This window comes from Pseudomonas sp. T8, from assembly GCF_024610635.1.
GTDB lineage: Bacteria > Pseudomonadota > Gammaproteobacteria > Pseudomonadales > Pseudomonadaceae > Aquipseudomonas > Aquipseudomonas chlororaphis_I.
This window is the reverse complement of record NZ_CP102374.1, coordinates 5223188-5247360: the sequence shown is the minus strand read 5'-3', so window position 1 is coordinate 5247360 and position 24173 is coordinate 5223188. Positions and strand designations below refer to the sequence as shown.

At 61.9% G+C, this 24173-nt stretch carries 26 protein-coding genes; 6 read left to right on the top strand and 20 right to left on the bottom strand.

The features are described 5' to 3' along the window. Position 1 precedes the first annotated feature (1 nt). The 5 genes from NRG23_RS23750 to NRG23_RS23730 are packed head-to-tail and all read right to left on the bottom strand — an operon-like array spanning position 2 to position 5177. Positions 2-3073, bottom strand: coding sequence for a pilus assembly protein (locus NRG23_RS23750; protein ID WP_257372432.1), 3072 nt, complete (start codon positions 3071-3073; stop codon positions 2-4). Next, positions 3060-3536, bottom strand: a complete 477-nt coding sequence (locus tag NRG23_RS23745; protein WP_233146674.1) for a PilX N-terminal domain-containing pilus assembly protein — start codon at positions 3534-3536, stop codon at positions 3060-3062. Before NRG23_RS23745 ends, NRG23_RS23750 begins: the two co-directional genes overlap by 14 nt. Before the next feature lie 11 nt (positions 3537-3547). Then, positions 3548-4258 carry a PilW family protein gene (locus NRG23_RS23740; protein ID WP_009050940.1) on the bottom strand — a complete coding sequence of 237 codons (711 nt, stop codon included), beginning with the start codon at positions 4256-4258 and terminating at the stop codon, positions 3548-3550. Next, positions 4255-4710, bottom strand: a complete 456-nt coding sequence (gene pilV / locus NRG23_RS23735) for a type IV pilus modification protein PilV (protein WP_009050941.1) — start codon at positions 4708-4710, stop codon at positions 4255-4257. The genes NRG23_RS23740 and pilV overlap by 4 nt, the downstream gene beginning before the upstream one ends. Next, the gene (locus NRG23_RS23730) at positions 4707-5177 is read right to left on the bottom strand and encodes a GspH/FimT family pseudopilin (RefSeq protein ID WP_028683445.1); all 471 of its coding nucleotides are present in this window, start codon (positions 5175-5177) and stop codon (positions 4707-4709) included. The genes pilV and NRG23_RS23730 overlap by 4 nt, the downstream gene beginning before the upstream one ends. A 133-nt stretch (positions 5178-5310) precedes the next feature. Between NRG23_RS23730 and NRG23_RS23725 the strand changes: the two genes are divergently transcribed. Then, positions 5311-5835 carry a GspH/FimT family protein gene (locus tag NRG23_RS23725; protein WP_009050943.1) on the top strand — a complete coding sequence of 175 codons (525 nt, stop codon included), beginning with the start codon at positions 5311-5313 and terminating at the stop codon, positions 5833-5835. On the opposite strand, the gene ispH is transcribed toward NRG23_RS23725, so the two are convergent. From ispH to murJ, 6 genes are all read right to left on the bottom strand, one after another. Further along, on the bottom strand, positions 5836-6783 hold the full coding sequence (ispH, locus tag NRG23_RS23720; RefSeq protein WP_257372431.1) for a 4-hydroxy-3-methylbut-2-enyl diphosphate reductase: 948 nt from the start codon (positions 6781-6783) through the stop codon (positions 5836-5838). A gap of 139 nt (positions 6784-6922) precedes the next feature. After that, entirely contained in the window at positions 6923-7360 is a 438-nt protein-coding gene (gene fkpB / locus NRG23_RS23715) for an FKBP-type peptidyl-prolyl cis-trans isomerase (protein ID WP_172833189.1), read from the bottom strand. Between the two features lie 7 nt (positions 7361-7367). Beyond that, positions 7368-7880 (bottom strand): signal peptidase II, encoded by a 513-nt coding sequence (lspA, locus tag NRG23_RS23710; protein ID WP_009045705.1) that lies wholly within the window; start codon positions 7878-7880, stop codon positions 7368-7370. Next, complete coding sequence (gene ileS / locus NRG23_RS23705) at positions 7873-10704, bottom strand: isoleucine--tRNA ligase (RefSeq protein WP_028683442.1); 2832 nt, start codon at positions 10702-10704, stop codon at positions 7873-7875. The genes lspA and ileS overlap by 8 nt, the downstream gene beginning before the upstream one ends. Positions 10705-10717: 13 nt before the next feature. Then, positions 10718-11662: a bifunctional riboflavin kinase/FAD synthetase gene (gene ribF, locus NRG23_RS23700; RefSeq protein ID WP_016703694.1), complete on the bottom strand. Its 945-nt coding sequence runs from the start codon at positions 11660-11662 to the stop codon at positions 10718-10720. Between the two features lie 129 nt (positions 11663-11791). Then, positions 11792-13330, bottom strand: coding sequence for a murein biosynthesis integral membrane protein MurJ (gene murJ, locus NRG23_RS23695; protein WP_016703695.1), 1539 nt, complete (start codon positions 13328-13330; stop codon positions 11792-11794). Positions 13331-13583: 253 nt separating this feature from the next. On the opposite strand from murJ, the gene rpsT reads away from it, so the two are divergent. Next, positions 13584-13862 (top strand): 30S ribosomal protein S20, encoded by a 279-nt coding sequence (gene rpsT, locus NRG23_RS23690; protein ID WP_009050949.1) that lies wholly within the window; start codon positions 13584-13586, stop codon positions 13860-13862. A gap of 154 nt (positions 13863-14016) precedes the next feature. Here rpsT and NRG23_RS23685 read toward each other — a convergent pair whose 3' ends face one another. The 5 genes from NRG23_RS23685 to rplU all read right to left on the bottom strand — a co-directional run bounded on the left by NRG23_RS23685 (position 14017) and on the right by rplU (position 17784). After that, entirely contained in the window at positions 14017-14481 is a 465-nt protein-coding gene (locus NRG23_RS23685) for a CreA family protein (protein WP_009050950.1), read from the bottom strand. A 10-nt stretch (positions 14482-14491) separates the two neighbouring features. After that, entirely contained in the window at positions 14492-15610 is a 1119-nt protein-coding gene (gene proB, locus NRG23_RS23680; protein ID WP_007924743.1) for a glutamate 5-kinase, read from the bottom strand. Between the two features lie 150 nt (positions 15611-15760). Then, positions 15761-16984: an Obg family GTPase CgtA gene (gene cgtA, locus NRG23_RS23675; RefSeq protein ID WP_124302175.1), complete on the bottom strand. Its 1224-nt coding sequence runs from the start codon at positions 16982-16984 to the stop codon at positions 15761-15763. A gap of 195 nt (positions 16985-17179) precedes the next feature. Further along, positions 17180-17437: a 50S ribosomal protein L27 gene (rpmA, locus tag NRG23_RS23670; RefSeq protein WP_003228360.1), complete on the bottom strand. Its 258-nt coding sequence runs from the start codon at positions 17435-17437 to the stop codon at positions 17180-17182. 35 nt (positions 17438-17472) lie between these two features. Then, complete coding sequence (gene rplU, locus NRG23_RS23665; RefSeq protein WP_007924746.1) at positions 17473-17784, bottom strand: 50S ribosomal protein L21; 312 nt, start codon at positions 17782-17784, stop codon at positions 17473-17475. 241 nt (positions 17785-18025) lie between these two features. Between rplU and NRG23_RS23660 the strand changes: the two genes are divergently transcribed. The 3 genes from NRG23_RS23660 to NRG23_RS23650 all read left to right on the top strand — a co-directional run bounded on the left by NRG23_RS23660 (position 18026) and on the right by NRG23_RS23650 (position 19962). Continuing rightward, positions 18026-18994 carry a polyprenyl synthetase family protein gene (locus NRG23_RS23660; RefSeq protein ID WP_009045711.1) on the top strand — a complete coding sequence of 323 codons (969 nt, stop codon included), beginning with the start codon at positions 18026-18028 and terminating at the stop codon, positions 18992-18994. Positions 18995-19140: 146 nt separating this feature from the next. Further along, positions 19141-19482, top strand: a complete 342-nt coding sequence (locus NRG23_RS23655; protein ID WP_007924748.1) for a zinc ribbon domain-containing protein YjdM — start codon at positions 19141-19143, stop codon at positions 19480-19482. Positions 19483-19689: 207 nt separating this feature from the next. Continuing rightward, the gene (locus tag NRG23_RS23650; RefSeq protein ID WP_009045712.1) at positions 19690-19962 is read left to right on the top strand and encodes a hypothetical protein; all 273 of its coding nucleotides are present in this window, start codon (positions 19690-19692) and stop codon (positions 19960-19962) included. Between the two features lie 98 nt (positions 19963-20060). Here the strand turns inward: NRG23_RS23650 and NRG23_RS23645 are convergent, their stop codons facing one another. From NRG23_RS23645 to NRG23_RS23635, 3 genes are all read right to left on the bottom strand, one after another. Continuing rightward, the gene (locus tag NRG23_RS23645; protein ID WP_007924751.1) at positions 20061-20678 is read right to left on the bottom strand and encodes an FKBP-type peptidyl-prolyl cis-trans isomerase; all 618 of its coding nucleotides are present in this window, start codon (positions 20676-20678) and stop codon (positions 20061-20063) included. Between the two features lie 129 nt (positions 20679-20807). Then, entirely contained in the window at positions 20808-21110 is a 303-nt protein-coding gene (locus NRG23_RS23640) for a DUF6482 family protein (protein WP_257372410.1), read from the bottom strand. A gap of 135 nt (positions 21111-21245) precedes the next feature. Beyond that, positions 21246-21734, bottom strand: coding sequence for a TIGR00645 family protein (locus tag NRG23_RS23635; protein WP_007924753.1), 489 nt, complete (start codon positions 21732-21734; stop codon positions 21246-21248). A 160-nt stretch (positions 21735-21894) separates the two neighbouring features. On the opposite strand from NRG23_RS23635, the gene NRG23_RS23630 reads away from it, so the two are divergent. Further along, positions 21895-23727, top strand: coding sequence for a hypothetical protein (locus NRG23_RS23630; protein WP_257372407.1), 1833 nt, complete (start codon positions 21895-21897; stop codon positions 23725-23727). Positions 23728-23759: 32 nt separating this feature from the next. Here the strand turns inward: NRG23_RS23630 and NRG23_RS23625 are convergent, their stop codons facing one another. After that, complete coding sequence (locus NRG23_RS23625; protein ID WP_007924756.1) at positions 23760-24071, bottom strand: hypothetical protein; 312 nt, start codon at positions 24069-24071, stop codon at positions 23760-23762. Positions 24072-24173: the final 102 nt, after the last annotated feature.

The window sequence follows — 24173 nt, the reverse complement described above, 5'->3', positions numbered from 1 at the left end:
CTTACTGTATTTGTCGCCACATGATGCGGCGGCTGCCACCGCCCGGTTTCTCGACCAGGGAGGCAATACCGCCGCCGGAATCGCTGACAATTTTGCGGGTAGCGCGGTTAAGCACAGCGCTCAACGCAGGAATGCCGCCGGTGAAAATGACACCGCTGGAAGGCGTGTCCAGGCCATCGACCACTTCGTCGCCGTTGGTGTCGAGCACCGCGTCATCGAGCATCTTACCGCTGAATGCCTCCAGCTCGACCAATTTGCCGTTGCCCGCGCTGGAACAAGGGTCGCTCGCCTCGACGGCAGCGGTGCTGAAGACAATGCGACCCGCCACCAGCGTGGCCGGGTTGATGACCCGCTCACCGCTCGACGCCTCCCCCAGCGGCAGGTACCAGCCCTGCTCGGCCGGATAACTGACGTCCGCCTGGGTGCTGGTGATATAGGAACCCGCACTGCCGGCAAACAGCCCGGTGATCGCTTGCGCCTGCAGGTCAGCCACGCCGATCCGCCCCACCCCGCCCGGGGCATCCCAGACCGCATAGAAGCCCTGGGCGTCCTTGCTGCGCTTGTCGGCCAGTTCGCTGAGCTTGCCGGTGCCAAACAGCACCAGCTTGCCGCCCTCGGGATGATCCACCAGCAACGGCTGCGCGGTGATCGGCTGGGTCGCGCCACCCGGAGCGCTGAACAGCGGAGCACTGCCAAAGGCCAGGCCCCAGCTGTCCGGCGCCGAACCGCTCAAATCGAACTTCCACAGATGGCCCTGGAGGTCGCCACCATAGGCCGCCTGGACCACATTCTGGCTGTCCACCTGCAACTTCACCGAGGACAAGCCATTCTCCTGCCCATTGCCATCGACCGGGATTTTGCTGATCAGCGAGCCGTCGCGAATATCCACCACATACAAGGCAGCGACCCCGGAATGGCTGCCATAACCATTGCCGATGAAGGCCGCCCAGCGCCCGTCGGCCAAGCGTGCCACTTCCGGACGGGCGTAGGCATAACCCAGGTCATTGAACGGGTGATTGATATCGGCTAACGCAGGCGCGGCGATTTCCCACAGCGCCTGGGGCGTATTGCCGGCCTGGCCATACAGCTGCACCGCGTAAAACGCCTTGCCGCCGGCTCCCGTGCCCGCCAGCGCCAGGGTTGCCCAGGCCGTGCCGAGCTGGGCATCGACTACCGTCACCGGTCCATCGGCCAGGAACCGGTGACGATCGCCATTGGCATAGCCGGGGTCGGCGATGTGATGCAGCAGCGGCAAGGCACTGGAGGGCATATAGGCGTAGCGACGCCGGCCATTCTCCGCGTCGATCAGCGAAAGCAGGCCGTCATTGGCGTTGACCAGCAGGCTCGGGGTCATGCCTTGGGCCTTGCTCGCCAGGTAGGCGCTGTAGTCGCTGTCGCCCTGCAGATCGGCGGCGTCCTGGGCGGTCGGCGCCGCCATGACCAGCGGCGAGTTGACGATATCCCCCAGCAATCGGCTACGCACCTTGAGCCCTGCCCGGTTAGCCCCCTGGCTCCAGGCCAATAGATCGGCCGTGGTTATGCCGGGTGGCAGATCCTGGGCGAGCGCGGCCTGCTGTGCGCCGGACAGCTGGTCATGGCGCAAGGCAACGGCGGTCCGAGTGGCGCTGTTCCAGGCCTGGAAGATTCCCGGCGATGCATCGGGAACCAGGGTCGAGTCCGTGCTCCATAGCGGCGTGCTGGTATCGACCGCGCCGGCGGGGCTGATGCCGTACGCCCTGATGGTGCCGTGCCAATCGCCGGGGTCATAAGACGCCTGGAAATAACTCGAACCGCTGGCCAGCCCGGCGGCACCCGCCGTGGTGCTCCCCGCCTGGGCCGCGGAAGCCGAAACCTCGCCCAGAGCCGAGGCCAGTGCCGCGTCGAGCCCCAGCTTGTCAGTCACCGGGTAGAACTTGCCCCGGCCATAGTTCGCCGCATCCGCCAGCATGGGGTACTGCGCGTTGAGACCGATGGTGTAGGTGTTCATGTGCTGTTGCGCGAAACCCGTCGAATCCCAGCTTTTCCCCGCGATATCCAGGCCCGCTGCGCGCATGTCGATATCCACCGCCAGCTTGGCGATGTCATCCAGATACAGGCTGCTGCCCTCCTCGTTGCCGCCAGGATCAATGCCGTCATTGGGCACTCCATCCCAATCTGGCAGGCTGGCCGCCCCCTGGGGTTCACGGGAGGGAAAACTGTGGTCGTAACTGGGCAGGCCATCGGTCACCACCAGGCCGTAATTGCGCTGGCAGCGGTACTGGATCGGGCTGCCATAGGTGGACGGAGAGCTGTTGTAGTAAGGCGTCAGGCCCCGAAAATAACGACTGATCTCGTAATAGGTTTCCGCCAGCGGCGCCTCGGCCGAGGCCCTGAGCCCGCCGATGGCGGACAGCAATGCCTGGTAGTTTGCGTCGGCCTGAGCCTGGCTGACCTGGTCGCTGACTGGTGCCAGATCGCTGATGGCGCGCACGATACGCCCGCCCGGCGCCAGATCGCCGCCTGCTGGCGGGTTGAAGCTCGCCAGGCCGATGCGCAGCGCGCGGTTGTCAGCCACCAGCTTGCTGGCGGCCTCACGGACCAGGGCCATCCGGTCCTGAGCGGGAATCGAGCCATCGGTGAAATCCCGATCACGGCCGTCGGCCAGGGCAAGCAGATAGGCCAAATAGGCGGCCGAATAACGGGTGCTGCCGCGCCCAGCCGGATCTGGCAGCTTGAGGCACTGTGGCCGGGCATTGTCGCGGTAGAACCCGACATAACCGCTGGCGCAGCCCGCCTGGCTCAGCGTTGAAAGGGCCATCGAATCCGCGCTCGGACTGGCTCCGGGCAGGCACTCGCCCGCCTGCATCCGGCAGGGGCTGAGCGGCGCCCGCGCCAGCCCGGGATCGAAACCCGGGGCATAGACGATGCTGTTCATGCTCTGCGAATCGTCGAGCAGCAACATCACATTCGGCGCCACCGCCGCCGCATTCGCCAAGGGCGCCTGGGCCGGGGTGAAACCATAGGCCGGGGCACTCAGGTAGAGGCTCAGCAATGCGCCAGCCAGCAATCCCCCAGGCCTTTCAGTACTTGGCATAGATGCTCTCCAGCACACTGCGCGAATGGCCGGCCAGCCCGACGGCGGTCACCCGGTACAGGGTCGCGGAAGTGTTGCTCGGCACATTGACCGCCCCCAGCGTCGTACCGATGTTCTGCACGCCGTAAAAGCCGTTACCGGTGGCGATCCAGGTCACGCCCGAATGGCCGTTGTGGCCCGCGGCGCTGATGACCGCGGACTCGCCGGGCGGCGCGCACTGGCCGCCGGTACAGACCGGCAGCGAATAACTGTCCTGCTGCACCGCGCTCTCACCGATGCGCAGGGCCATCTCCGCCGCCTGGAACGACTGGTTGCGCAGCCACAGGCCGCCGGACATCTTTTCCTGCAACGTGGCGTTCTGCATCGACGAGATGCCGATCAAGGTCAGCAGCAACAGGAACACCAGGCTCATCAACAACGCCATGCCGCGCTGCGCCCCCGGAGCCGTTCGATACGAAGTCATCGGCAACTCACTCACAACAGGCGATTGCGCAAGGCGGCCACCACATTGAACGTCTGCGGCCGCACGCGTGCCTGAGGATCGCTCAGGGTCAGGCTCAAGCGCACGCTGCGGATCCGCGCCGGGTCGCCTGGATCGCGACTGTAGCGAGAGGCCGCGACATCCGTAGCGGTACTGGCGATGCCGAACGACACATCGAAAGCGCTGACATTGTTCACCAGCACCGCCTGACTGGAGCCAGTGCCGGTGCCCATCAGCAGTTGATCGTTCTTCAGGCTGTACACCAGGCGCCGCACCGCAAACGCCTGCTGCCCCGTGGGGGCCTTGCGGGCGCCAGTGTAGGCGGTGGCGCTGTTGCGGCAATCGGTCAGCACGGTCCAGGTCGGGGCGCCACCGCTGTCGCCGATATCGGCCGTGACCAGCGTCAGCCGGTGGTTGGCGTTGTCCCAGCGGATCGGTGTCTGTGCATGGCCGGCGAAGTCCGAGGCGGTGCTGGAATCGGCGATGCTCTGCAGGCAGCCGAACATGCCGACCATGCGTATTTCCTGGATCATCTTGCTCAGCACGAAACGCGCGTCCTCTTGCAGGCCGGCCGAGGCGCTCTGGCTGAGGTAGGTGTTTTTGGCCGAGATGAAAATCTGCGTCACACCCAAGGCCACAATCAGGCTCAACGCCAGCGCCACCAACATTTCGATCAGGCCGAAACCGCTGTTCTCGCGTCTCATCGCTTATCCCCCGGATCCACCGCCACCCGGCTGCTCACGACAAAACTGCGGGAGCCTTCAGCAGGCGGGTCTGAGACATGGGCGGCGCGGGAGTCATCCCAGGTGATGCTGATGGTGAACACACCCTGCTTGAGGCTGATATGGCCCTCGGCGGTCGGCCCGCCAAAGCTCTCGACATTGCGCTTGAAGTCATACAGGTCCTGGTCCCGAACCACGCTGAAATTGCCGGTATCGGGCGCCGCCACGGTGTAGTCCGCGGCGCTGTTGGCGCGGATGCGATCGAGCATGTCATAGGCGATGAAGCTGGCCTGGCTGGCCATCAAGGCACTGTCGGTGTAGCGCAGGGCATTGAGCTGGACCGCCGCCGCACCAAGCAGGCCCACGCCGAGAATCAGCACCGCCACCAGCACCTCGATCAGCGTCATCCCGGCCTGCACGCTCCTGCCCGTCATTGGCACTCCCCGTTTACCGCTATCCGTCCGTTCAGGCACAGCGTGATCGTCCTGTGTTGTGCGCCCAGCACATAGGTCATGACCGGCGGAACCGCTGCCGATACGCCACCCAGCGCGTTGAATCCGATGCTGTCGAATTCAGAGGTTAGCGTCAGCCGGGCGCCGCGACTGACCGCGGGAACAACCCGCAATACATTCGTCGCCGGTCCGTCGCCTTGATAAATCGACAGCCCCCGGCTCCAGTCCGAATCCACGGCGGCCGGGCGCAGATGAATGGGCAAGCCACGGTCGATCGCCTCCAGACGCGCGTAATTCAAGCTGCGCAGCAGTTCGCTGATGTCGCTGTCGGCCTTGGCGCGCTGCGCCATCTGACTGAATGCCGGAACCACCAGGGTCAACAAAATCGCCGAAACTGCCAGGGCGACCAGCAATTCGATCAGCGTGAACCCTTCTGTGCGGTAACGCATGCCATCCCCTTGAGCGGCCAGCGGCTATAACTGGCTCTAGCACTTCGAACCTTCATAGACCGAAGGTTCGCGGTTTTGCTCAATGGCCGGGCAAGGATTGTCCGGGCCTGCCGCACTCCATGGAGGGAGAACCATGCCGCAAAAGGGTTTCGGCCTGATCGAAATAATCGTGGGGCTGGCGCTTGCCAGCCTGTTGATGCTGTTCGCCACCACCTCATTCGGGGAGTTGTTCCAGTCGACTCGCCGGCTGGATGCCGCACAGATGCTTGCCAGCGGCATCCGCAATGCGCGCACCGAAGCCATCCTGCGCCAGCAGCGAATCGTCATTCACGGGTTGAACGACGACTGGAGCCAGGGTTGGCGGATCATTCTGGATATCAGTGGCGAGGGCTCGCAGGACGGCGATAACCCGGTGCTGCTCGAACGCCGGGGAGACGCCCGGGTGGCGATTGTCGGCAATCGCCCGGTGCAGCATTTCGTGCGTTTCAGTGGCCTGGGCGATCCGCTGCTGCCCAGCGGGGCCTTTCAGGCCGGGACGCTGCACATCTGCGGGGCCGATCCGGGAACGAGCCAGCATCAGGTGGTGCTTTCCCGCAGCGGGCGGGTCAGCCTGCGCAGCGACAAGGCCGCGCAGGCGTTATGCGACAGCCAGGGCTGATCAGAGCAGCGAACGAACGCGCAGCTCTTTTGGCATGGAGAAGGTGATGTTTTCTTCGCGGCCGGCCAGTTCGTCGGCGCCGGTGGCGCCCCAGGCGTGCAATTGGTCGATCACGCCCCGCACCAGCACCTCGGGAGCCGACGCCCCGGCGGTGATGCCGATGCGCTCGACGCCGTCGAACCAGCTGCGCTGCATATCCTCGGCACCATCGATCAGGTATGCCGGGGTGGCCATGCGCTCGGCCAGTTCACGCAGGCGGTTGGAGTTGGAGCTGTTCGGGCTGCCCACCACCAGCACCACATCGCACTCGTCGGCCAGTTGCTTGACCGCGTCCTGACGGTTCTGCGTGGCGTAGCAGATATCGTCCTTGCGTGGCCCGCCAATGGCCGGGAAACGCTCACGCAGGGCGTCGATGACTCGGCTGGTGTCGTCCATCGACAAGGTGGTCTGGGTCACGAACGCCAGCTTTTCAGGATTGCGCACCTGCAGTTCGGCGACGTCTTTCTCGTCTTCCACCAGGTAGATCGCGCCGCCATTGCTGGCATCGTACTGGCCCATGGTGCCTTCGACTTCCGGGTGGCCGGCATGGCCGATCAGGATGCATTCGCGACCGTCGCGGCTGTAGCGCGCCACTTCGATATGCACCTTGGTCACCAGCGGGCAGGTCGCATCGAAGACTTTCAGGCCACGGCCCGCCGCTTCGCTGCGCACGGCCTGGGAAACGCCGTGGGCGCTGAAGATCACGATGACGTCATCCGGCACCTGGTCCAGCTCCTCGACAAAGATCGCTCCGCGCTCGCGCAGGTCTTCGACGACAAATTTGTTGTGCACCACTTCATGACGCACGTAGATCGGCGGTCCGAAGACCTCCAGGGCACGATTGACGATTTCGATCGCGCGGTCCACGCCAGCGCAGAAGCCACGGGGGTTGGCGAGTTTGATTTGCATGCTGTGCCTCGTGTCTTGCGCTGTAGGAGCGAGCTTGCTCGCGAAGAACTCAAAGACACTGCGGTCATTCAGAATGCCAGCGTTATCGTTGAAGAACTTCGCGAGCAAGCTCGCTCCTACAGCAGGCCGGGTTCGTTAGTTACAGCGCTTTAACGTCGATGATCTCGACATCAAAGGTCAAGGTTTTACCGGCCAACGGATGGTTGAAGTCAACCGTCACCTGGGCGTCGTCAAAGGCTTTGACCACACCTGGCAGCTCGGTATTGGCCGCATCGTTGAAAATCACCAGCAGACCTTCGGACAGCTCCATATCCTGGAACTGCGAACGCGGGATGATCTGCACGTTTTGCGGGTTCGGCTGGCCAAAGGCGTTTTCCGGTTCGATGGTCAGGTTACGCTTGTCGCCCGCCTTGAATCCGAACAGGGCCGCTTCAAAACCTGGCAACAGGTTGCCGTCACCGACCTTGAAGGTCGCCGGGGCCTTGTCGAAGGTGCTGTCCACCGTGTCGCCGTTCTCCAGGCGCAATGCGAAATGCAAAGTGACTTCCGTGTTCTGGCCGATGCGTTGTTCAGCCAATACCTGTTCAGTCATGAACGGCTTCTCCGGTTTTCTTGCTTTTGAACATATCCAGCGCAAGCATCACCGCACCCACGCTGATGGCGCTGTCGGCGAAGTTGAACGCCGGGAAGTACCAGCGGTTCTGCCAATGCACCAGGATGAAATCGATCACATGGCCCAGGGCGATGCGGTCGTACAGGTTGCCCAGCGCGCCACCCAGCACCAGGGCCAGGGCGACCGCCAGCCAGGTTTCGTTGCGCCCCAGGCGCTTGAGCCAGACCACCAGCACCGCGCTGACCACCACCGCAATCAGGGCGAACAACCAGCGCTGCCAGCCCGAGCTGTCCGCCAGGAAGCTGAACGCCGCGCCGGTGTTGTAGGCCAGGGTCCAGCTGAAGTAATCCGGGATCACCACGATCTGCTGGTACATCGACAGCGAGCTTTCGAAGTGCAGCTTGCTGGCCTGGTCGATGACCAGGACCAGCACGCTCAACCACAGCCAGCCCAGACGGCCGAAACGGCCCGTGGCATTAGGCATAGTGACGAACCTCGCCTTCGCCGCTGATGTTGTCGACGCAGCGACCGCAGATTTCCGGGTGCTCAGGGTGCACGCCGACATCTTCACGGCAGTGCCAGCAACGGGCGCACTTGGCGAAGCTCGACTTGACCACTTTCAGCTTGAGGCCGGCGACTTCGGTTTCCACCGCATCCGCCGGTGCCTGCGCGAAAGGCGCGACACTGGCGGTGGAGGTGATCAGCACGAAACGCAGCTCGTTGCTCAGCTTGGCCAGGTCGGCGCTCAGCGCGTCTTCGGCATACAGGGTCACTTCGGCTTGCAGGTTGCCACCGACGGCCTTGGCCGCGCGCTGGATTTCCATTTCCTTGTTGACCGCGACCTTGACCGCCATGATCCGCTCCCAGTAGGCACGGTCCAGCTCGAAGCCTTCCGGCAGCTCGCTGAGGCCCTGGTACCAGGTGTTGAGCATCACCGACTCGTTGCGCTCGCCCGGCAGGTACTGCCACAGCTCGTCGGCGGTGAAGGCGAGGATCGGTGCGATCCAGCGCACCAGCGCTTCGGAGATGTGGAACAACGCGGTCTGGCACGAACGACGGGCCTTGCTGTTGGCGCCGGTGGTGTACTGGCGGTCCTTGATGATGTCCAGGTAGAAACCGCCCAGCTCCTGCACGCAGAAGTTGTGGACCTTGGAGTAGACGTTCCAGAAGCGGTATTCGCCGTAATGCAGTTCCAGCTCGCGCTGCAGCAGCAGGGTACGGTCCACGGCCCAACGGTCCAGGGCGAGCATTTCCTCGGCCGGCAGGATATCGGTGGCCGGGTTGAAGCCGCTCAGGTTGGAAAGCAGGAAGCGCGCGGTGTTGCGGATACGCCGGTAGGCGTCGGCGCTGCGCTGCAGGATCTGGTCGGAAACCGCCATTTCACCGGAGTAGTCGGTGGCCGAGACCCACAGGCGCATGATGTCGGCGCCCAGGGTGTCGTTGACCTTCTGCGGCGCGATGACGTTGCCCAGGGACTTGGACATCTTGCGACCGTTCTCGTCGACGGTGAAACCGTGGGTCAGCAGTTCGCGATACGGCGCATTGCCATCGATCGCGCAGCCGGTCAGCAGGGACGAGTGGAACCAGCCGCGGTGCTGGTCGGAACCTTCCAGGTACAGGTCGGCACGCGGGCCGCTGGCGTGGCCCATCGGGTGCGAGCCGCGCAGTACGTGCCAGTGCGTGGTACCGGAGTCGAACCAGACGTCCAGGGTGTCGCTGATCTTGTCGTATTGCGAGGCTTCATCGCCCAGCAACTCGGCCGCGTCCATCTTGAACCAGGCTTCGATGCCTTCGTGCTCGACACGTTTGGCCACTTCTTCCATCAGTTCGACAGTACGTGGGTGCAGCTCGCCGCTTTCCTTGTGCAGGAAGAACGGGATCGGCACGCCCCAGTTGCGCTGACGGGAGATGCACCAGTCCGGACGGTTGGCGATCATCGAATGCAGGCGCGCCTGGCCCCAGGCCGGAACGAACTGAGTCTCTTCGATGGCCTGCAACGCGCGCTGGCGCAGGGTGTTGCCGCTGGTTGGCTGCTTGTCCATGCCGACGAACCACTGCGCGGTGGCGCGGTAGATCAGCGGGGTCTTGTGGCGCCAGCAATGCATGTAGCTGTGGCTGATGGTTTCGGTGTGCAGCAGCGCACCGACTTCGGTCAGCTTGTCGACGATGGCCGGGTTGGCCTTCCAGATGAACTGGCCGCCGAAGAACTCCAGCGAGCTGGCGTACACGCCGTTGCTCTGCACAGGGTTGAGGATGTCGTCGTTGACCATGCCGTAACGCTTGCAGGTCACGAAGTCGTCTTCGCCGTAGGCTGGCGACGAGTGAACCACGCCGGTACCGGCGCCCAGCTCGACGTAGTCAGCCAGGTACACCGGCGACAGGCGATCGTAGAACGGGTGACGGAAGTTGATCAGCTCCAGCGCCGACCCCGGGGCGGTGGCGATCACCGAGCCTTCCAGGTTGTAGCGGGCCAGGCAGGACTCCACCAGCTCTTCGGCCAGGACCAGCAGCTTGTCGCCAGCATCGACCAGGGCGTAGTTGAACTCAGGGTGAACGTTCAGCGCCTGGTTGGCCGGGATGGTCCACGGAGTGGTGGTCCAGATCACGATCGAAGCAGGCTTGCTCAGCTTGGCCAGGCCAAAGGCGGCGGCCAGCTTGTCTGCGTCGGCAATCGGGAAGGCCACGTCGATGGTCGAGGACTTCTTGTCCTGGTACTCGACTTCCGCTTCAGCCAGGGCCGAGCCGCAGTCGAAACACCAGTTCACCGGCTTGAGGCCCTTGAACACGAAACCGCCCTTGACCATTTCCGCCAGGGCACGGATTTCCCCGGCTTCGTTGGCAAAATCCATGGTCTTGTACGGGTTGGCCCAGTCGCCCAGCACACCCAGGCGGATGAACTCGGCCTTCTGGCCTTCGATCTGCTCGGTGGCGTAGGCGCGACACAGCTCACGGGTCTTGTCCGAGGACAGGTTCTTGCCGTGGGTCACCTCGACCTTGTGCTCGATCGGCAGGCCGTGGCAGTCCCAGCCCGGAACATAAGGCGCGTCGAAGCCCGCCAGGGTCTTCGAGCGGATGATCATGTCCTTGAGAATCTTGTTGACCGCATGACCGATGTGAATCGAGCCGTTGGCGTAGGGCGGACCGTCGTGAAGAACGAACTTCGGACGATCCTTGCCAATTTCGCGCAACTTACCGTACAGGCCAATGCTGTCCCAGCGCTGCAGAATCTGCGGTTCGCGCTGAGGCAGGCCGGCCTTCATTGGGAAGGCGGTGTCCGGAAGGTTTAGCGTGGCTTTATAGTCGGTCATTTAAGGCTCTTCATTAGCGATTGGCGCTATGGGTACGTGCAACTTCGGCACGGGCGGCGGCGACATCCGCGTTGATCGCCGTCTTCAGCGCCTCCAGAGAGGCGAAACGCTGCTCTTCACGCAGCTTGTGGTGGAAAACCACCGTCAAACGCCGGTCATACAGATCGCCGGCAAAATCTAAAAGATGGACTTCCAGGTGGGCCTTGCCATCACCTGCCACCGTCGGCCGCACGCCAATGTTGGCGACGCCCGGCCAGGTCTTGCCGTCGATGTCGACATTGACCAGGTACACCCCGGACAGCGGTACACGGCGGCGCTTGAGCTGCACATTGATGGTTGGCGTACCTAATTGGCGCGCCAGCTTCTGTCCGTGCAGGACCCGCCCGGCGATGCGGAACGGGCGACCGAGCAGACGCTCGGCCAATACGAAATCGGCAGCCGCCAGGGCATTGCGGACCTGGGTGCTGCTGACGCGCAGGCCATCCAGCTCGACAGTCTGCGCGGCCTCGACGGTAAAACCGTGGGTGATACCGGCCTTTTGCAGGAAGTCGAAGTCACCGACCCGGTCGCAACCGAAGCGAAAATCGTCGCCGACTTCCAGATGCTGCACACCCAGGCCATCGACCAGGATGGTCTCGACGAACTCGCTGGCGCTGAGCTTGCTCAAGCGCTGGTTGAACGCCAGGCACAAGACCCGGTCGACGCCCTCCTCGGCCAGCAGCTGCAGCTTGTCGCGCAAGCGTGCCAGGCGGGCTGGAGCGGTGTCCGGAGCGAAGAATTCGCGCGGCTGCGGCTCGAATATCACCACGCAGCTGGGCACGCCCAACTCAAGCGCACGCTCACGCAGCCGGCCCAGGATAGCCTGGTGGCCACGGTGAACACCGTCGAAGTTGCCAATAGTGGCGACACAGCCCCGATGCTGGGGGCGCAGGTTGTGGAGGCCTCGGACCAGCTGCATAACGCGCTTCTTGCTCATAAAGTGGTCGATTATAACCACACCCGACGGCCGGTGACAGGCAACAGCACGCGCCAAAGTGATCGAACCGACAAAACCACTGCCTCGCTGGCGTTCAAGCGCCCCCGGACCTCAGTGCAACGCCTTGCGATTGAAGTCGCGCAGGCGGAAACCGAACAAGGCCAGCATGCCGAAATAGGCCACTACGCCCGCCACCACCAGCACGCCCAGACGCAGGAAACGCGCAAGCATATGCCCCTGATCCCAGGCCGGCATGAACTGCATCAGCCCCAACAACACCACCGACATCACGCTCACCGCAACGACCAGTTTGAGGGCAAACTTGCCCCACCCTGGCTGCGGCAGGAACATCTGCTGTTTGCGCAGTTGATAGAACAGCAGACCGGCGTTGATACAGGCCCCGGCGCTGATCGCCAGCGCCAGGCCCGCATGCTTCAGCGGACCGATGAACGCCAGGTTCAGCAGTTGCGTGACGATCAGCGTGAAAATCGCGATTTTTACCGGGGTACGAATGTTCTGCTGGGCGTAGAAGCCTGGCGCCAGCACCTTGATCACAATGATCGCGAGCAAGCCGACCGAATACGCGACCAGCGCCCGCTGGGTCATCGACGCATCGAAGGCGCTGAACTGGCCGTACTGGAACAGCGAGACCGTCAGTGGCTCGGCCAGAATCCCCAGCGCCAACGCACAAGGCAGCACCAGCATGAAGCACAGGCGCAGGCCCCAATCGAGAATCCGCGAATATTCATGCCGGTCCTTGTTGGCGTAAGTCTTGGCCAGTGTCGGCAGCAGGATCGTGCCCAGCGCTACCCCCAGAACCCCCGAAGGCAGCTCCATCAGGCGATCGGCGTAATACATCCAGGACACCGAGCCGGCTACCAGGAACGAGGCGAAGATGGTGTTGATGATCAGCGAAATCTGGCTTACCGAGACCCCGAGAATGGCCGGCAGCATCTGCTTCAGCACCCGCCAGACCCCGGTGTCGCGCAGGTTCAGGCGCGGCAGCACGAGCATGCCGATCTTTTTCAGGTGCGGCAGTTGATACAGCAACTGCGCCAGGCCACCCGCCAGCACCGCCCAGCCCAGGGCCATGACCGGCGGATCGAAATAAGGTGTCAGGAATACCGAGAACACGATCATGGCGACGTTCAGCAACGTCGGCACGAACGCCGGGACCGAAAAGCGGTTCCAGGTATTGAGGATCGCCCCCGCCAGGGAGGACAACGAGATCAGCAATATATAAGGAAAGGTCACGCGCAACAGATCGGTGGTCAGCGTGAATTTTTCCGGGGTGTCGACAAAACCTGGCGCCGTCGCCCAGATCACCCAGGGCGCGGCGATGATCCCCAGCGCCGTCACCAGCGCCAGCACCAGGGTCAGCAGGCCGGACACATAGGCAATAAAGGTACGGGTCGCTTCCTCTCCCTGCTGGCTTTTGTATTCCGCCAGGATCGGCACGAAGGCCTGGGAAAAGGCGCCCTCGGCGAAGATGCGGCGCAGCAGGTTGGGCAGCTTGAAGGCGATGAAGAAGGCGTCCGTCGCCATTCCGGCGCCGAACGTACGCGCAATGATGGTATCGCGCACGAACCCCAGAACCCGGGAAAGCATGGTGATAGAGCTGACAGCGGCCAACGACTTGAGCAGGTTCATGGAAAGGTTTTTTGCCTGTAGATAAACAGCAGGCGAACAATGCGCCCACTTGTGCGATACTCCGCGCCGCAACAGCACAGAGCCAAAGCTCGCGAGTTTACAGGTCAAGCGCCGGAAATAAATATCCCGCCTCTTCAGATCCAACCACTCAGCGGAACGCATCAGCTGCCCTTGACAAGCCTTCAACTCATCGGCATGATTCGCGGCCTATTTTGTTTGCTATTTCCCAAAAAGTCTTTCGAGGAGCTCGACGGTGGCCAACTCACCTTCCGCCAAAAAACGTGCAAAACAGGCTGAGAAGCGTCGCAGCCACAACGCCAGCCTGCGTTCCATGGTTCGTACCTACATCAAGAATGTAGTTAAAGCCATCGACGCAAAAGACGCTGAAAAAGCGCAAGCTGCTTATGTTCTGGCCGTGCCAGTTATCGACCGCATGGCCGATAAAGGCATCATCCACAAGAACAAAGCTGCTCGCCATAAAGGCCGCCTGAATGGCCACATCAAGGCTCTGAAGCTTGCTGCTGCAGCCTAAGCGACACGCTTGTTAAAAAACCGACCTCAGGGTCGGTTTTTTATTGCCTGCGATTTGCTGTTTTGAGTACTGAACCGCTATCGCCAGCAATCGAGCGCCGACCGGCCGCCCCTGCAGGAATGACACAACCTGCAGGAGCAAGCCCTGAAGGCCTTTACGGGTTCTGCGCCCAAGGCAGGATCGGAATCGCCGTCACCGCATTCTGCGGACTACCCTCGATCAACCGATCGCTATAGACCAGGTACACCAGGGTATTGCGCTTCTTGTCGAGGAAACGCACCACCTGCATGGTCTTGAACACCAGCGAAGTGCGCTCCTTGAATACCTCCTCGCCATCCTTGAGCTCACCCTTGAAGCTGATTGGGCCGACCTGCCGACAAGCGATGGAGGCCTCGGCACGATCCTCCGCCAACCCCAGCCCACCCTTCACGCCACCGGTCTTGGCGCGCGACAGGTAGCAGGTCACGCCTTCCACCTTCGGATCATCAAAGGCCTCGACCACAATGCGGTCGTTGGGCCCGACAAACTTGAACACCGTCGACACCTGGCCGATCTCTTCAGCGGAGGCCAGCAGCGGCATCGCCAGCAGCAACCCCAACAATCCTCTTGCTACGCGCATTGGTTTTTCCTTAGACCAGAATCAGGTTGTCACGGTGAACCAACTCGGGCTCGGCCATGTACCCCAGCAAACCGACAATCGCATCAGAAGACTGACCGATGATTTTTTGCGCCTCCAGGGCGCTGTAGTTGGCCAGGCCACGGGCGATTTCACGCCCGTCCGGCGCCACGCACACCACCATCTCGCCACGGCGGAAGCTGCCCTGAACCAGCTTGACCCCCACCGGCAGCAAGCTCTTGTTGCCTTGGGACAGGGCCGACACCGCACCATCATCCAGCACCAGAGTGCCACGGGTTTGCAGGTGCCCAGCCAGCCATTGCTTGCGCGCCGCCAGCATGCCGCGCTCAGGCGACAGCAAGGTACCCAGGCGCTCGCCCGCCTTGAGGCGATCCAGCACCCGCTCCAGGCGCCCACCGACAATGATGGTGTGCGCCCCGGAACGGGCCGCCAGGCGCGCCGCGCGCAGCTTGGTCTGCATGCCACCACGCCCCAGTGCGCCACCGGTACCGCCCGCCACCGCGTCCAACGCCGGATCGTCGGCGCGCGCCTCGTAAATCAACTGGGCATCGGGATTGTTACGCGGATCGGCATCGAACATGCCGTCGCGATCGGTGAGAATCACCAGCAGATCAGCCTCGACCAGGTTGGCCACCAGGGCCGCCAGGGTGTCGTTGTCGCCGAAGCGGATCTCATCGGTAACCACGGTGTCGTTTTCATTGATGACCGGAATCACCTTGAGCTCCACCAGCGCACGCAAGGTGCTGCGGGCGTTCAGGTAACGCTTGCGGTCGGACAGGTCGTCATGGGTCAGCAGGATCTGCGCGGTGTGCAGGCCGTGCTCGGCAAAGCTCGACTCCCAGGCCTGCACCAGGCCCATCTGGCCGATGGCCGCGGCCGCCTGTAGCTCATGCATCGCACTCGGTCGTGCGGTCCAGCCCAGGCGACTCATGCCGGCCGCGACCGCACCGGAGGAAACCAATACCAGCTCGACGCCAGCCTCATGCAAGGCCACCATCTGCTCGACCCAAACGCCCATTGCCGCGCGATCCAGCCCTTTGCCGTCCGCCGTCAGCAGTGCACTGCCGATCTTCACGACCCAGCGCTGCGCACCTGTCACCTTACTCCGCATCTTCTTCAACCTTAGCTTGAGAGCCACGCGACCGAGCGCGCCCATAAGTTATTCGTGGCTACGTTTCTTGATACCAAGCTTCTTGATACTACGTTTCCTGGATACTAAAACGCCGCTCAGTGAGCGGCGCTTGTAGTTTACTGCAACGAATCAGTCGCGGACGTAAATGATTTCCGGACCATCTTCGTCATCCACATCTTCCTCGTCCCAGTCATCGTCGCCGATGTCATGCACGCTCTTCACGCCGCTGCGGCGCAGGGCACGCTGGTCGTCCAGAGCTTGCAGCTGGGCACGCGCCTCGTCTTCGATGCGCTGATCGAGCTCAGCCAATTCGTCGGCGTAGGCCGGGTCGGCCGCCAGGCGATCGGCCCGATCTTCCAGATAACGCATGATGTCGCGACTCAGGCGCTCGGTACCGTCTTTGGAAATGGCCGAGATCACGTACACCGGACCGGCCCACTCCAGGCGATCGACGATCTCCTTGACCCGCGCCTCATGCTCCTCCTCGAGGATCTGGTCGCATTTGTTCAGCACCAGCCAGCGATCACGCTCAGCCAGGGACGGGCTGAACTTGGTCAGCTCGTTGACGATCACTTCCGCAGCATCGGCCGGGCTGCTTTCATCCAGTGGCGCCATGTCCACGAGGTGCAGCAGCAGGCGAGTACGCGCCAGGTGCTTGAGGAAACGGATACCCAGGCCCGCACCATCCGAAGCGCCCTCGATCAGACCCGGGATGTCGGCGATCACGAAGCTTTTCCAGCGGTCGACACTGACCACGCCCAGGTTCGGCACCAGGGTCGTGAACGGATAGTCGGCCACTTTCGGCTTGGCCGCGGACACCGAGCGAATGAAGGTGCTCTTACCCGCATTCGGCAAGCCCAGCAGACCGACGTCCGCCAGCACTTTCAGCTCCAGCTTGAGATCACGCTGCTCACCCGGCTTGCCCGGAGTGGTCTGGCGCGGCGCGCGGTTGGTACTGGATTTGAAACGGGTGTTACCCAGACCGTGCCAGCCGCCCTGCACCACCAGCAAACGCTGACCGGCCTTGGTCAGGTCACCGATCACTTCCTGGGTACCGGCGTCGATCACCGTGGTGCCGACCGGTACGCGCAGCTCGAGATCCTCACCTTTCTTGCCGGTGCAATCGGTACTGCCGCCATTGGAGCCGCGCTCGGCATCGAAATGGCGGGTGTAGCGGTAGTCCACCAGGGTGTTGAGGTTTTCGTCGGCGATCATGTAGATCGAGCCGCCATCACCACCATCACCACCGTTCGGACCACCGTTTTCGATGAACTTTTCCCGACGGAAACTCATGCAGCCATTGCCGCCGTCGCCAGCTTTTACTCGGATCGAAACTTCATCAACGAACTTCATAACAAAACGCCTCTCGCCGCACGGGCGAGCCGAAAAACACTAAGACATAAGACTCTTGCAAAAATGAGCGCAGCGACCCCGATCAACGGCCGTAACATCCAGCGCTGGCAGCCCATACAAACAGTTTTGCAAGAGACTCACCCCACAAACGAAAAAGCCCCGTCGCAAGACAGGGCTTTTCCAGCGATCGCGCAATTAAGCCGCGACAACGCTCACGTAACGACGACCGAAGGCGCCTTTTACTTCAAACTTGATCACGCCTTCGATTTTCGCGAAGAGGGTGTGATCTTTACCCATGCCAACGCCGTAGCCAGCGTGGAATTGGGTGCCGCGCTGACGCACGATGATGTTGCCGGCCTTGATGACCTGGCCGCCATACATCTTCACGCCAAGGCGTTTGGCTTCTGAGTCGCGACCGTTACGGGTACTACCACCAGCTTTTTTGTGTGCCATGAGTTCAATTCTCCTAGTGAGGAATTAGGCTGAAATTAAGCCTGAATACCGGTGATTTTGATCTCGGTGAACCACTGGCGGTGGCCCATACGCTTCATGTGGTGCTTACGGCGACGGAACTTGATGATGCGGACTTTATCGTGACGACCTTGGGAGATCACTTCAGCCTTGACGGTTGCGCCAGCAACAACAGGTGCGCCGATGTTCACGTCGTCGCCATTGGCAACCAACAGAACGCGGTCAAAAGTCACGGATTCGCCAGTGGCGATTTCCAGTTTTTCGATCTTCAGGTATTCACCTTCAGCGACCTTGTATTGCTTACCGCCGGTAACGATTACTGCGTACATGGTATTTCTCCGATAATCCTGCTCACCCAGCTCTTTATAAGAAGAGGTATTGGCTGGCATGGCTGCATGGGGCTGGAACGGCCCAAGTGCAATTGCGTAAGGCAGGTGCTGCCCAGGAAGTTCAGGGTGCGCGATTGTACGCAAGCTGTCTTGGCGATGCAAGGGGCCGTCCATCGCGCCTTGACAGCCCCGGACGTGGGTCCTAGCATGCCGCGCAACCCTTCTGGAGCACCTGTCGCTGATGCAACCCCAAGCTTTCTACCGCGCGGTGGCGGACGATTTTAGCGCCGTCGACGGCATCATCAAGAAGCAGCTGACCTCCCGAGTGCCGCTGGTATCGAAAATCGGCGACTACATTACCTCGGCCGGGGGTAAACGCCTGCGTCCTTTATTGGTGCTGCTGTGTGGCAAGGCCCTGGGTCGCGAAGGCGACGACCTGCGCCTGCTGGCCGCCACCATCGAGTTCCTGCACACCGCCACCCTGCTGCATGACGACGTGGTCGACATGTCCGGCATGCGCCGTGGCCGCTCGACCGCCAACGCCATGTGGGGCAATGCCCCGAGCGTGCTGGTGGGCGACTTCCTGTACTCGCGCTCCTTCGAGATGATGGTCGAGCTGGGCTCGATGCCAGTGATGAAGATCCTTTCGCAAGCCACCCGCATCATCGCCGAAGGCGAAGTGCTGCAGCTGTCGAAAGTCCGTGACGCCAGCACCACCGAAGAAACCTACATGGAAGTCATCCGCGGCAAGACCGCGATGCTCTTCGAAGCCTCGACCCACAGCGCCGCCGCCCTGGCCGGCGCCACCGAAGAGCAGAGCGAAGCCCTGCGCACCTTCGGCGATCACCTGGGCGTGGCCTTCCAACTGGTGGACGACCTGCTCGACTACCGCGGCGACGCGGAAACCCTGGGCAAGAACGTCGGCGACGACCTGGCCGAAGGCAAGCCGACCCTGCCGCTGATCTACACCATGCGCGAAGGCACGCCGGAACAGGCTGCCCTGGTGCGCCAGGCGATCCAGAAAGGCGGTATCGAAGACCTGGAAAGCATCCGCGCGGCCGTGGAAGCCTCCGGCTCCCTGGACTACACCGCGCAACTGGCCCGCGACTATGTAGCTCGCGCCATCGCCTGCCTGGAAGCCCTGCCGCCGAGCGAATACCGCGACGCGCTGGTGGAACTGAGCGAATTCGCTGTAGCCCGCACCCACTAAGATTCGATCGCCAGCCCGCTCCAGCCCTGCGCAGGAGCGGGCTGGCTCGCGATGCTTTCTCGCCCAATCCCCCGCGATACCCCTTCCCCGGGCAAAACCCTATATAATGTGCGCTTTTTTAGCCTTCCTGAATCCGAGGAGTCTTAGTGAGCACGTTGCCACCCTGCCCAAAATGCAATTCCGAATACACCTATGAAGACGGCGCCCAGTTGGTCTGCCCGGAATGCGCCCACGAATGGTCCGCCAACGGCGAAGCCGAGGCCGCATCCGATGAAACCGTGAAAAAAGACTCGGTCGGCAATGTCCTGCAAGACGGCGACACCATCACCGTGATCAAGGACCTCAAGGTCAAGGGCACCTCGCTGGTGGTCAAGGTCGGCACCAAGGTCAAGAACATCCGCCTGTGCGATGGCGACCACGACATCGACTGCAAGATCGACGGTATCGGCCCGATGAAGCTCAAGTCCGAGTTCGTCCGCAAGGTCTGATATTCCGGCTATCGCCCCGTGCCAGCCACGGGGTGAAGCCCTCCCCGCTCCCGCCTGATTCCCCGCCTCTCCCGCCACCTATCAAAAGGCCAGCCCTTTTGACTCACAACAATTTCCATACAGAAAAAAGCAGAAACCGCCAATAGGTACTTGCTATTCACTGAATAAGAATTATTCTCATTGAAACCCATCAAGGAGATGAGACTCATGACTTATTTGATCGACGCATGGCTGGACCGCCCACACCCTTACCTGCGAATCCTGCATCGGGAAACCGGGGAAGTCTGTGCGGTACTGGAAGAAGAAGCCTTGAACGAACTACAGGACCAGGGCGACCTGGACCTCAATGGCCTGAGTTCCAGCGAGCCGGTGGTGCTCAAGGAGCTGGTGCGCAACCTGTTTCTGTTCTGCTATGCACGGGCCTTGCGCCCTGCCGGAACAGCCGAAGGGCAAGGCCTGAGCGCAAAAATACGTCTATGACCCCACCTAAACCCTCTGCCAAGGCGAACCTGCGCGCGATCCGTACACCGCACACACGGCGTATGGATCGCGAGCACGCTCAGCCCGGCAGCTGAGGCTTACAGAACGTCGAGCAGCTCGACGTCAAACACCAGAACGCTGTGCGGCGGGATGCTGCCAACGCCTTGCGCGCCGTAAGCCAGCTCGCTCGGCACGTACAGACGCCATTTGCTACCGGCATTCATCAGTTGCAGCGCCTCGGTCCAGCCAGCGATCACGCCGCCGACCGGGAATTCCGCAGGCTGGCCGCGCTCGTAGGAGCTGTCGAACACAGTGCCGTCGATCAGGGTGCCGTGGTAGTGGGTACGCACGCTGTCTTCACGGGATGGCTTGGCGCCTTCGCCCTGGGTCAGCACTTCGAACTGCAGGCCGGAGGCCAGAGTGGTGATGCCTTCGCGCTTGGCGTTTTCAGCCAGGAAAGCCAGGCCCGCGCCAGCAGCGGCTTCAGCCTTGGCAGCGGCTTCGGCCTGCATGATTTCGCGGATCACCTTGAAGCTGGCGGACATTTCTTCCTGGCCTACACGGCTAGGCTTGCCGGCGAACGCGTCGGTCAGGCCCGCCAGGATGGCGTCCAGGCTCACGCCCGGTGGCGGGTTGTCACGCAGCTGGTCGCCCAGCTGACGGCCGATACCGTAGCTGACGCGGGTTTCGTCGGTGGACAGATTTACTTCGGACATGACACTGCTCCGCTGTGCGGACGGCTCGGAAATCCGCCGTGCGTACACAGCGCATCCCGGGACGCCCGGAACCAAAAGGGCGAGCAGACTAGCACAGATGCCACGGTGATGAACGCGCGTCCCCGCCTGTCAGGCCGAGCGGACGGCGAGGGGCACCCGCAGGCTGTCATCGGTATTGGCCGAGAGGCCGCACATCTCGTCATGCACTGAAGCGTGGATCAGGTTGAAGGGCAGCTTGGGAAAGGCATGCAGCACTTCCCGGGCATGTTCCACCGAACGCAGATGCAACATCTGCCCGTGGGCGTCGCTCAACGGATAGGCCGTCCCGTGCATCCGCGCCTCGAGCAGATAGATACCGCCTTCGAGGGAGATCAGGTTCAGCTCGTCGATTTTTCCGGCGACGGCATAAGCATCCAACTCGTGCAGGTTCATGGGTGCACCTCGCGCAGTTCAAGCCCGTGACCCTTACAGGGATATGCCTCGGCCGGTAAAAGCACAAGCCACAAACGACGCCGCCCGTCCGTTTCACAACGGCCGGGCGGCGCGGCTACAGCGGTGGTCAGGCGATCAGTGCTTGGTCAGCTTGTCCAGATAGCCCATGGCGAAAGCCGAAATCACGAAGGTCATGTGGATGATCACGTACCACATCAGGTACTGCGGCTCGATGTTCTTCGCGTCCATGAATACCCGCAGCAGATGGATCGAGGAGATCGCCACGATGGACGCGGCCACCTTCATCTTCAGCGAGGAGGAGTCCATCTTGCCCAGCCAGTTGAGCTTTTCCTTGTCCTCGTCGATGTCCAGCTGAGACACGAAGTTTTCGTAGCCGGAGATCATCACCATCACCAGCAGGCCGCCGACCAGTGCCATGTCGATCAACGACAGCAGCACCAGGATCAGATCCGACTCGGCCATGGAGAACACGTTGGGGATGACGTGAAAGACTTCCTGGAAGAACTTCAAAGCCAGGGCGAGCAGCCCCAATGACAGGCCAAAGTAGATCGGCGCCAGCAGCCAGCGCGAGGCGTACATTGCATTCTCGATAAAACGTTCCATTGAATCTCACACAGGTCTGAAAACGGCGGCGAGTATATCAGCCAGCCAAAAGCCCATAAACCGCAACGAAATCCATTGCCTGCGCGTCTGCCAAAGCGTTTTTCTGCTAGTGTCGCAAGCACTTGAACAGCTCAATGACATCGGACAGGAAGCCTGGAGAATGGATTTGCGATTGCCTTTGGCGGGTACCGGCCTGTGTATCGCGGTACTGCTCAGCAGCGGCTGCTCGCCCAGCGACGAGAAGCAGCAAGTCAGCCTGGAACAGAAAACCGCACAGTTCGAACAATCCCTGGACGCCATCCAGGATCCCAAGCTCAAGGACGCCATCGCCGACCTGGGCGGTTCGCTGTTACTGCTCGAGCGAGCGCAACTGCGGCTCAAGAGCAAGCCCATCGAGACCGAATACGGCGATGACGCCCTGGCCCTGCTCAAGCACTACCCCAGCCCGCAGGCCCTGGTCGACACCTACCTCAATGGCCTGTTCGTACTGCGCAAGACCTCCAACTCCGACTACCTGACCGATCTGCAGCCGGTGTTCCCCTTCAGCTTCAACATGCCGGCGCAATTCCCCTTCCCCCACGGCCTGGAATGGCAATCCGTAACCCTGAGCAACGGCAAGGTCATCGCCTTCCAGCCCGAATGGTCGGAAACCGATCCCGGCATCCAGTTGAGCCCCTCCAGTTCCAACCTGACCAATCCGGATGACCTGACGGTGACCTACCCGTTCATCGAAGGCGTGGAAGTCGAAAACAAGAACCAGCCCCAACCCGTGACGTTGCAAGGCAAGGCCGAAGTGATCGCGCCACACCAGGTGCTCACCTTCGAACTGGGCAAGGCCGATGTCGGCAAGCAACGCAGCGACAAGAATGTCAGCGTGAAACTGCTGTCCCTGGACAAGAACAGCGCCGAAATCGAGTTGACCAACAGCGCCCCACTGCCGCCCGGGCTCAGCGAGACGCCGCTCAACCCGTTGCTGGTGCAGGCACGCGATAATACCGGCCAGATCCTTTCGCGCTCCGGTTCGATCAACGAGAACAGCCAACAGATCGCCTTCTACGCCAAGCAGCTCGCCGAAATGCAGAAACAGAAGGCCTGGAGCCAGGCGTTCGAACAGCAGCTTGAAGAAGAGCGCAAAACCTTCGAGCGTGAGCAGCACAGCCATTACACCAAGGTGTATTTCAACGGTCTGATCGACAAGCTCGAAGTCAACGTGCTGGATTTCTCTGGAGCCACCGTCACCCGTAAAGAGTTCAACCTGCCGGTGCGGCGCTTCGACCCTCTGACCACCGACAGCAAGATCCAGCCCCTGCCCATGCCGGTAGTGGTGTATGACGACCAGGCACCGAACTACCTCAAGGGCGCCAACCTCGACGAAGACACCCTGAAAAAAAGCGTGGTCGTGCACCAATCCACCGAGGACGCCAGCGCGGCGCGGATCGAGTTCGACCATCCGAAAACCTTCAATGACGAATTGCTGGGCACCTCCTTCTCTACCAGCGACAGCCCGGTGACCTTCTTCACCCAGAACGAAAACGGCAAACGCGGCGAGCCCATCGAACTGCCCTCGGAGGCGGTCGAGGTCGACCCGCTGCGTAGCTCGATCACTTACGACCTGACCCTGTTCCCGGAAACCCCGGCTTACGCCGTCGGTGCGATCCCACTGTTTCTGGCCAGCATCGAGAAGAAGGCCCTGCCCGTCAGCCAGTTGCCCAAAGGGCTTGAACTGCGAGGCAATGCGCTGATCGTCGACCAGCGCCTGTTCCCGGCCGAGGCCTGGCGCTTCTACGCCAAGGACAGCAGCGGTCAGTACCTGAAGGAGATTCTTGCGGTCAGCCATGAGGCGCCAGCAAAAGGTTCGGCCTCGTTCGACGTGCATTACTTCTATGGGCAGCCCACCGAGCTGGAAACCTACCAGCGCAGCGAACTCAATACCGTCGAATATGGCTTTGAGGTCAAGCTCGACAAGCTGGAGAATCCACCACCCGCCGAGTAGGACTCAGCGGTAGGGATTAAAGGGAGATCGCGTCAATGGCGGCAGCGTTCGCCATTGATCTGCCGTAGTTGCGCCTGAAGGTGCAGGCACCAGATCTGCGGATCGTCGGCCAGCTCATAGCCGTGGGTGGTCAGGCTTTCGACGATGGAATCAAGGATGGATTCGGCCACGCTGGGACCGCAGAAAGGTCCCTGGGCCTTGATGGCCGAAGGTTGTTCACCGGCCATTCCGGCCGCGAACAGTAGGGTCCACATTCCGTTATCTCCCGCCAGCGGGCGGATACTGCACTCGATACGGGTGACCAGGCCAAGACACTGGCGGGTAAGGCAGAGGTTGCGCGACATGGCGGCGACCCTCGGTAGATCCGGTATTCAGCCCTCATGTGAAGACTGTTTCGATCCAGTGACGACTGTCGTTCTCCTGCCCTGAGAATAGGAAGAAAAGAC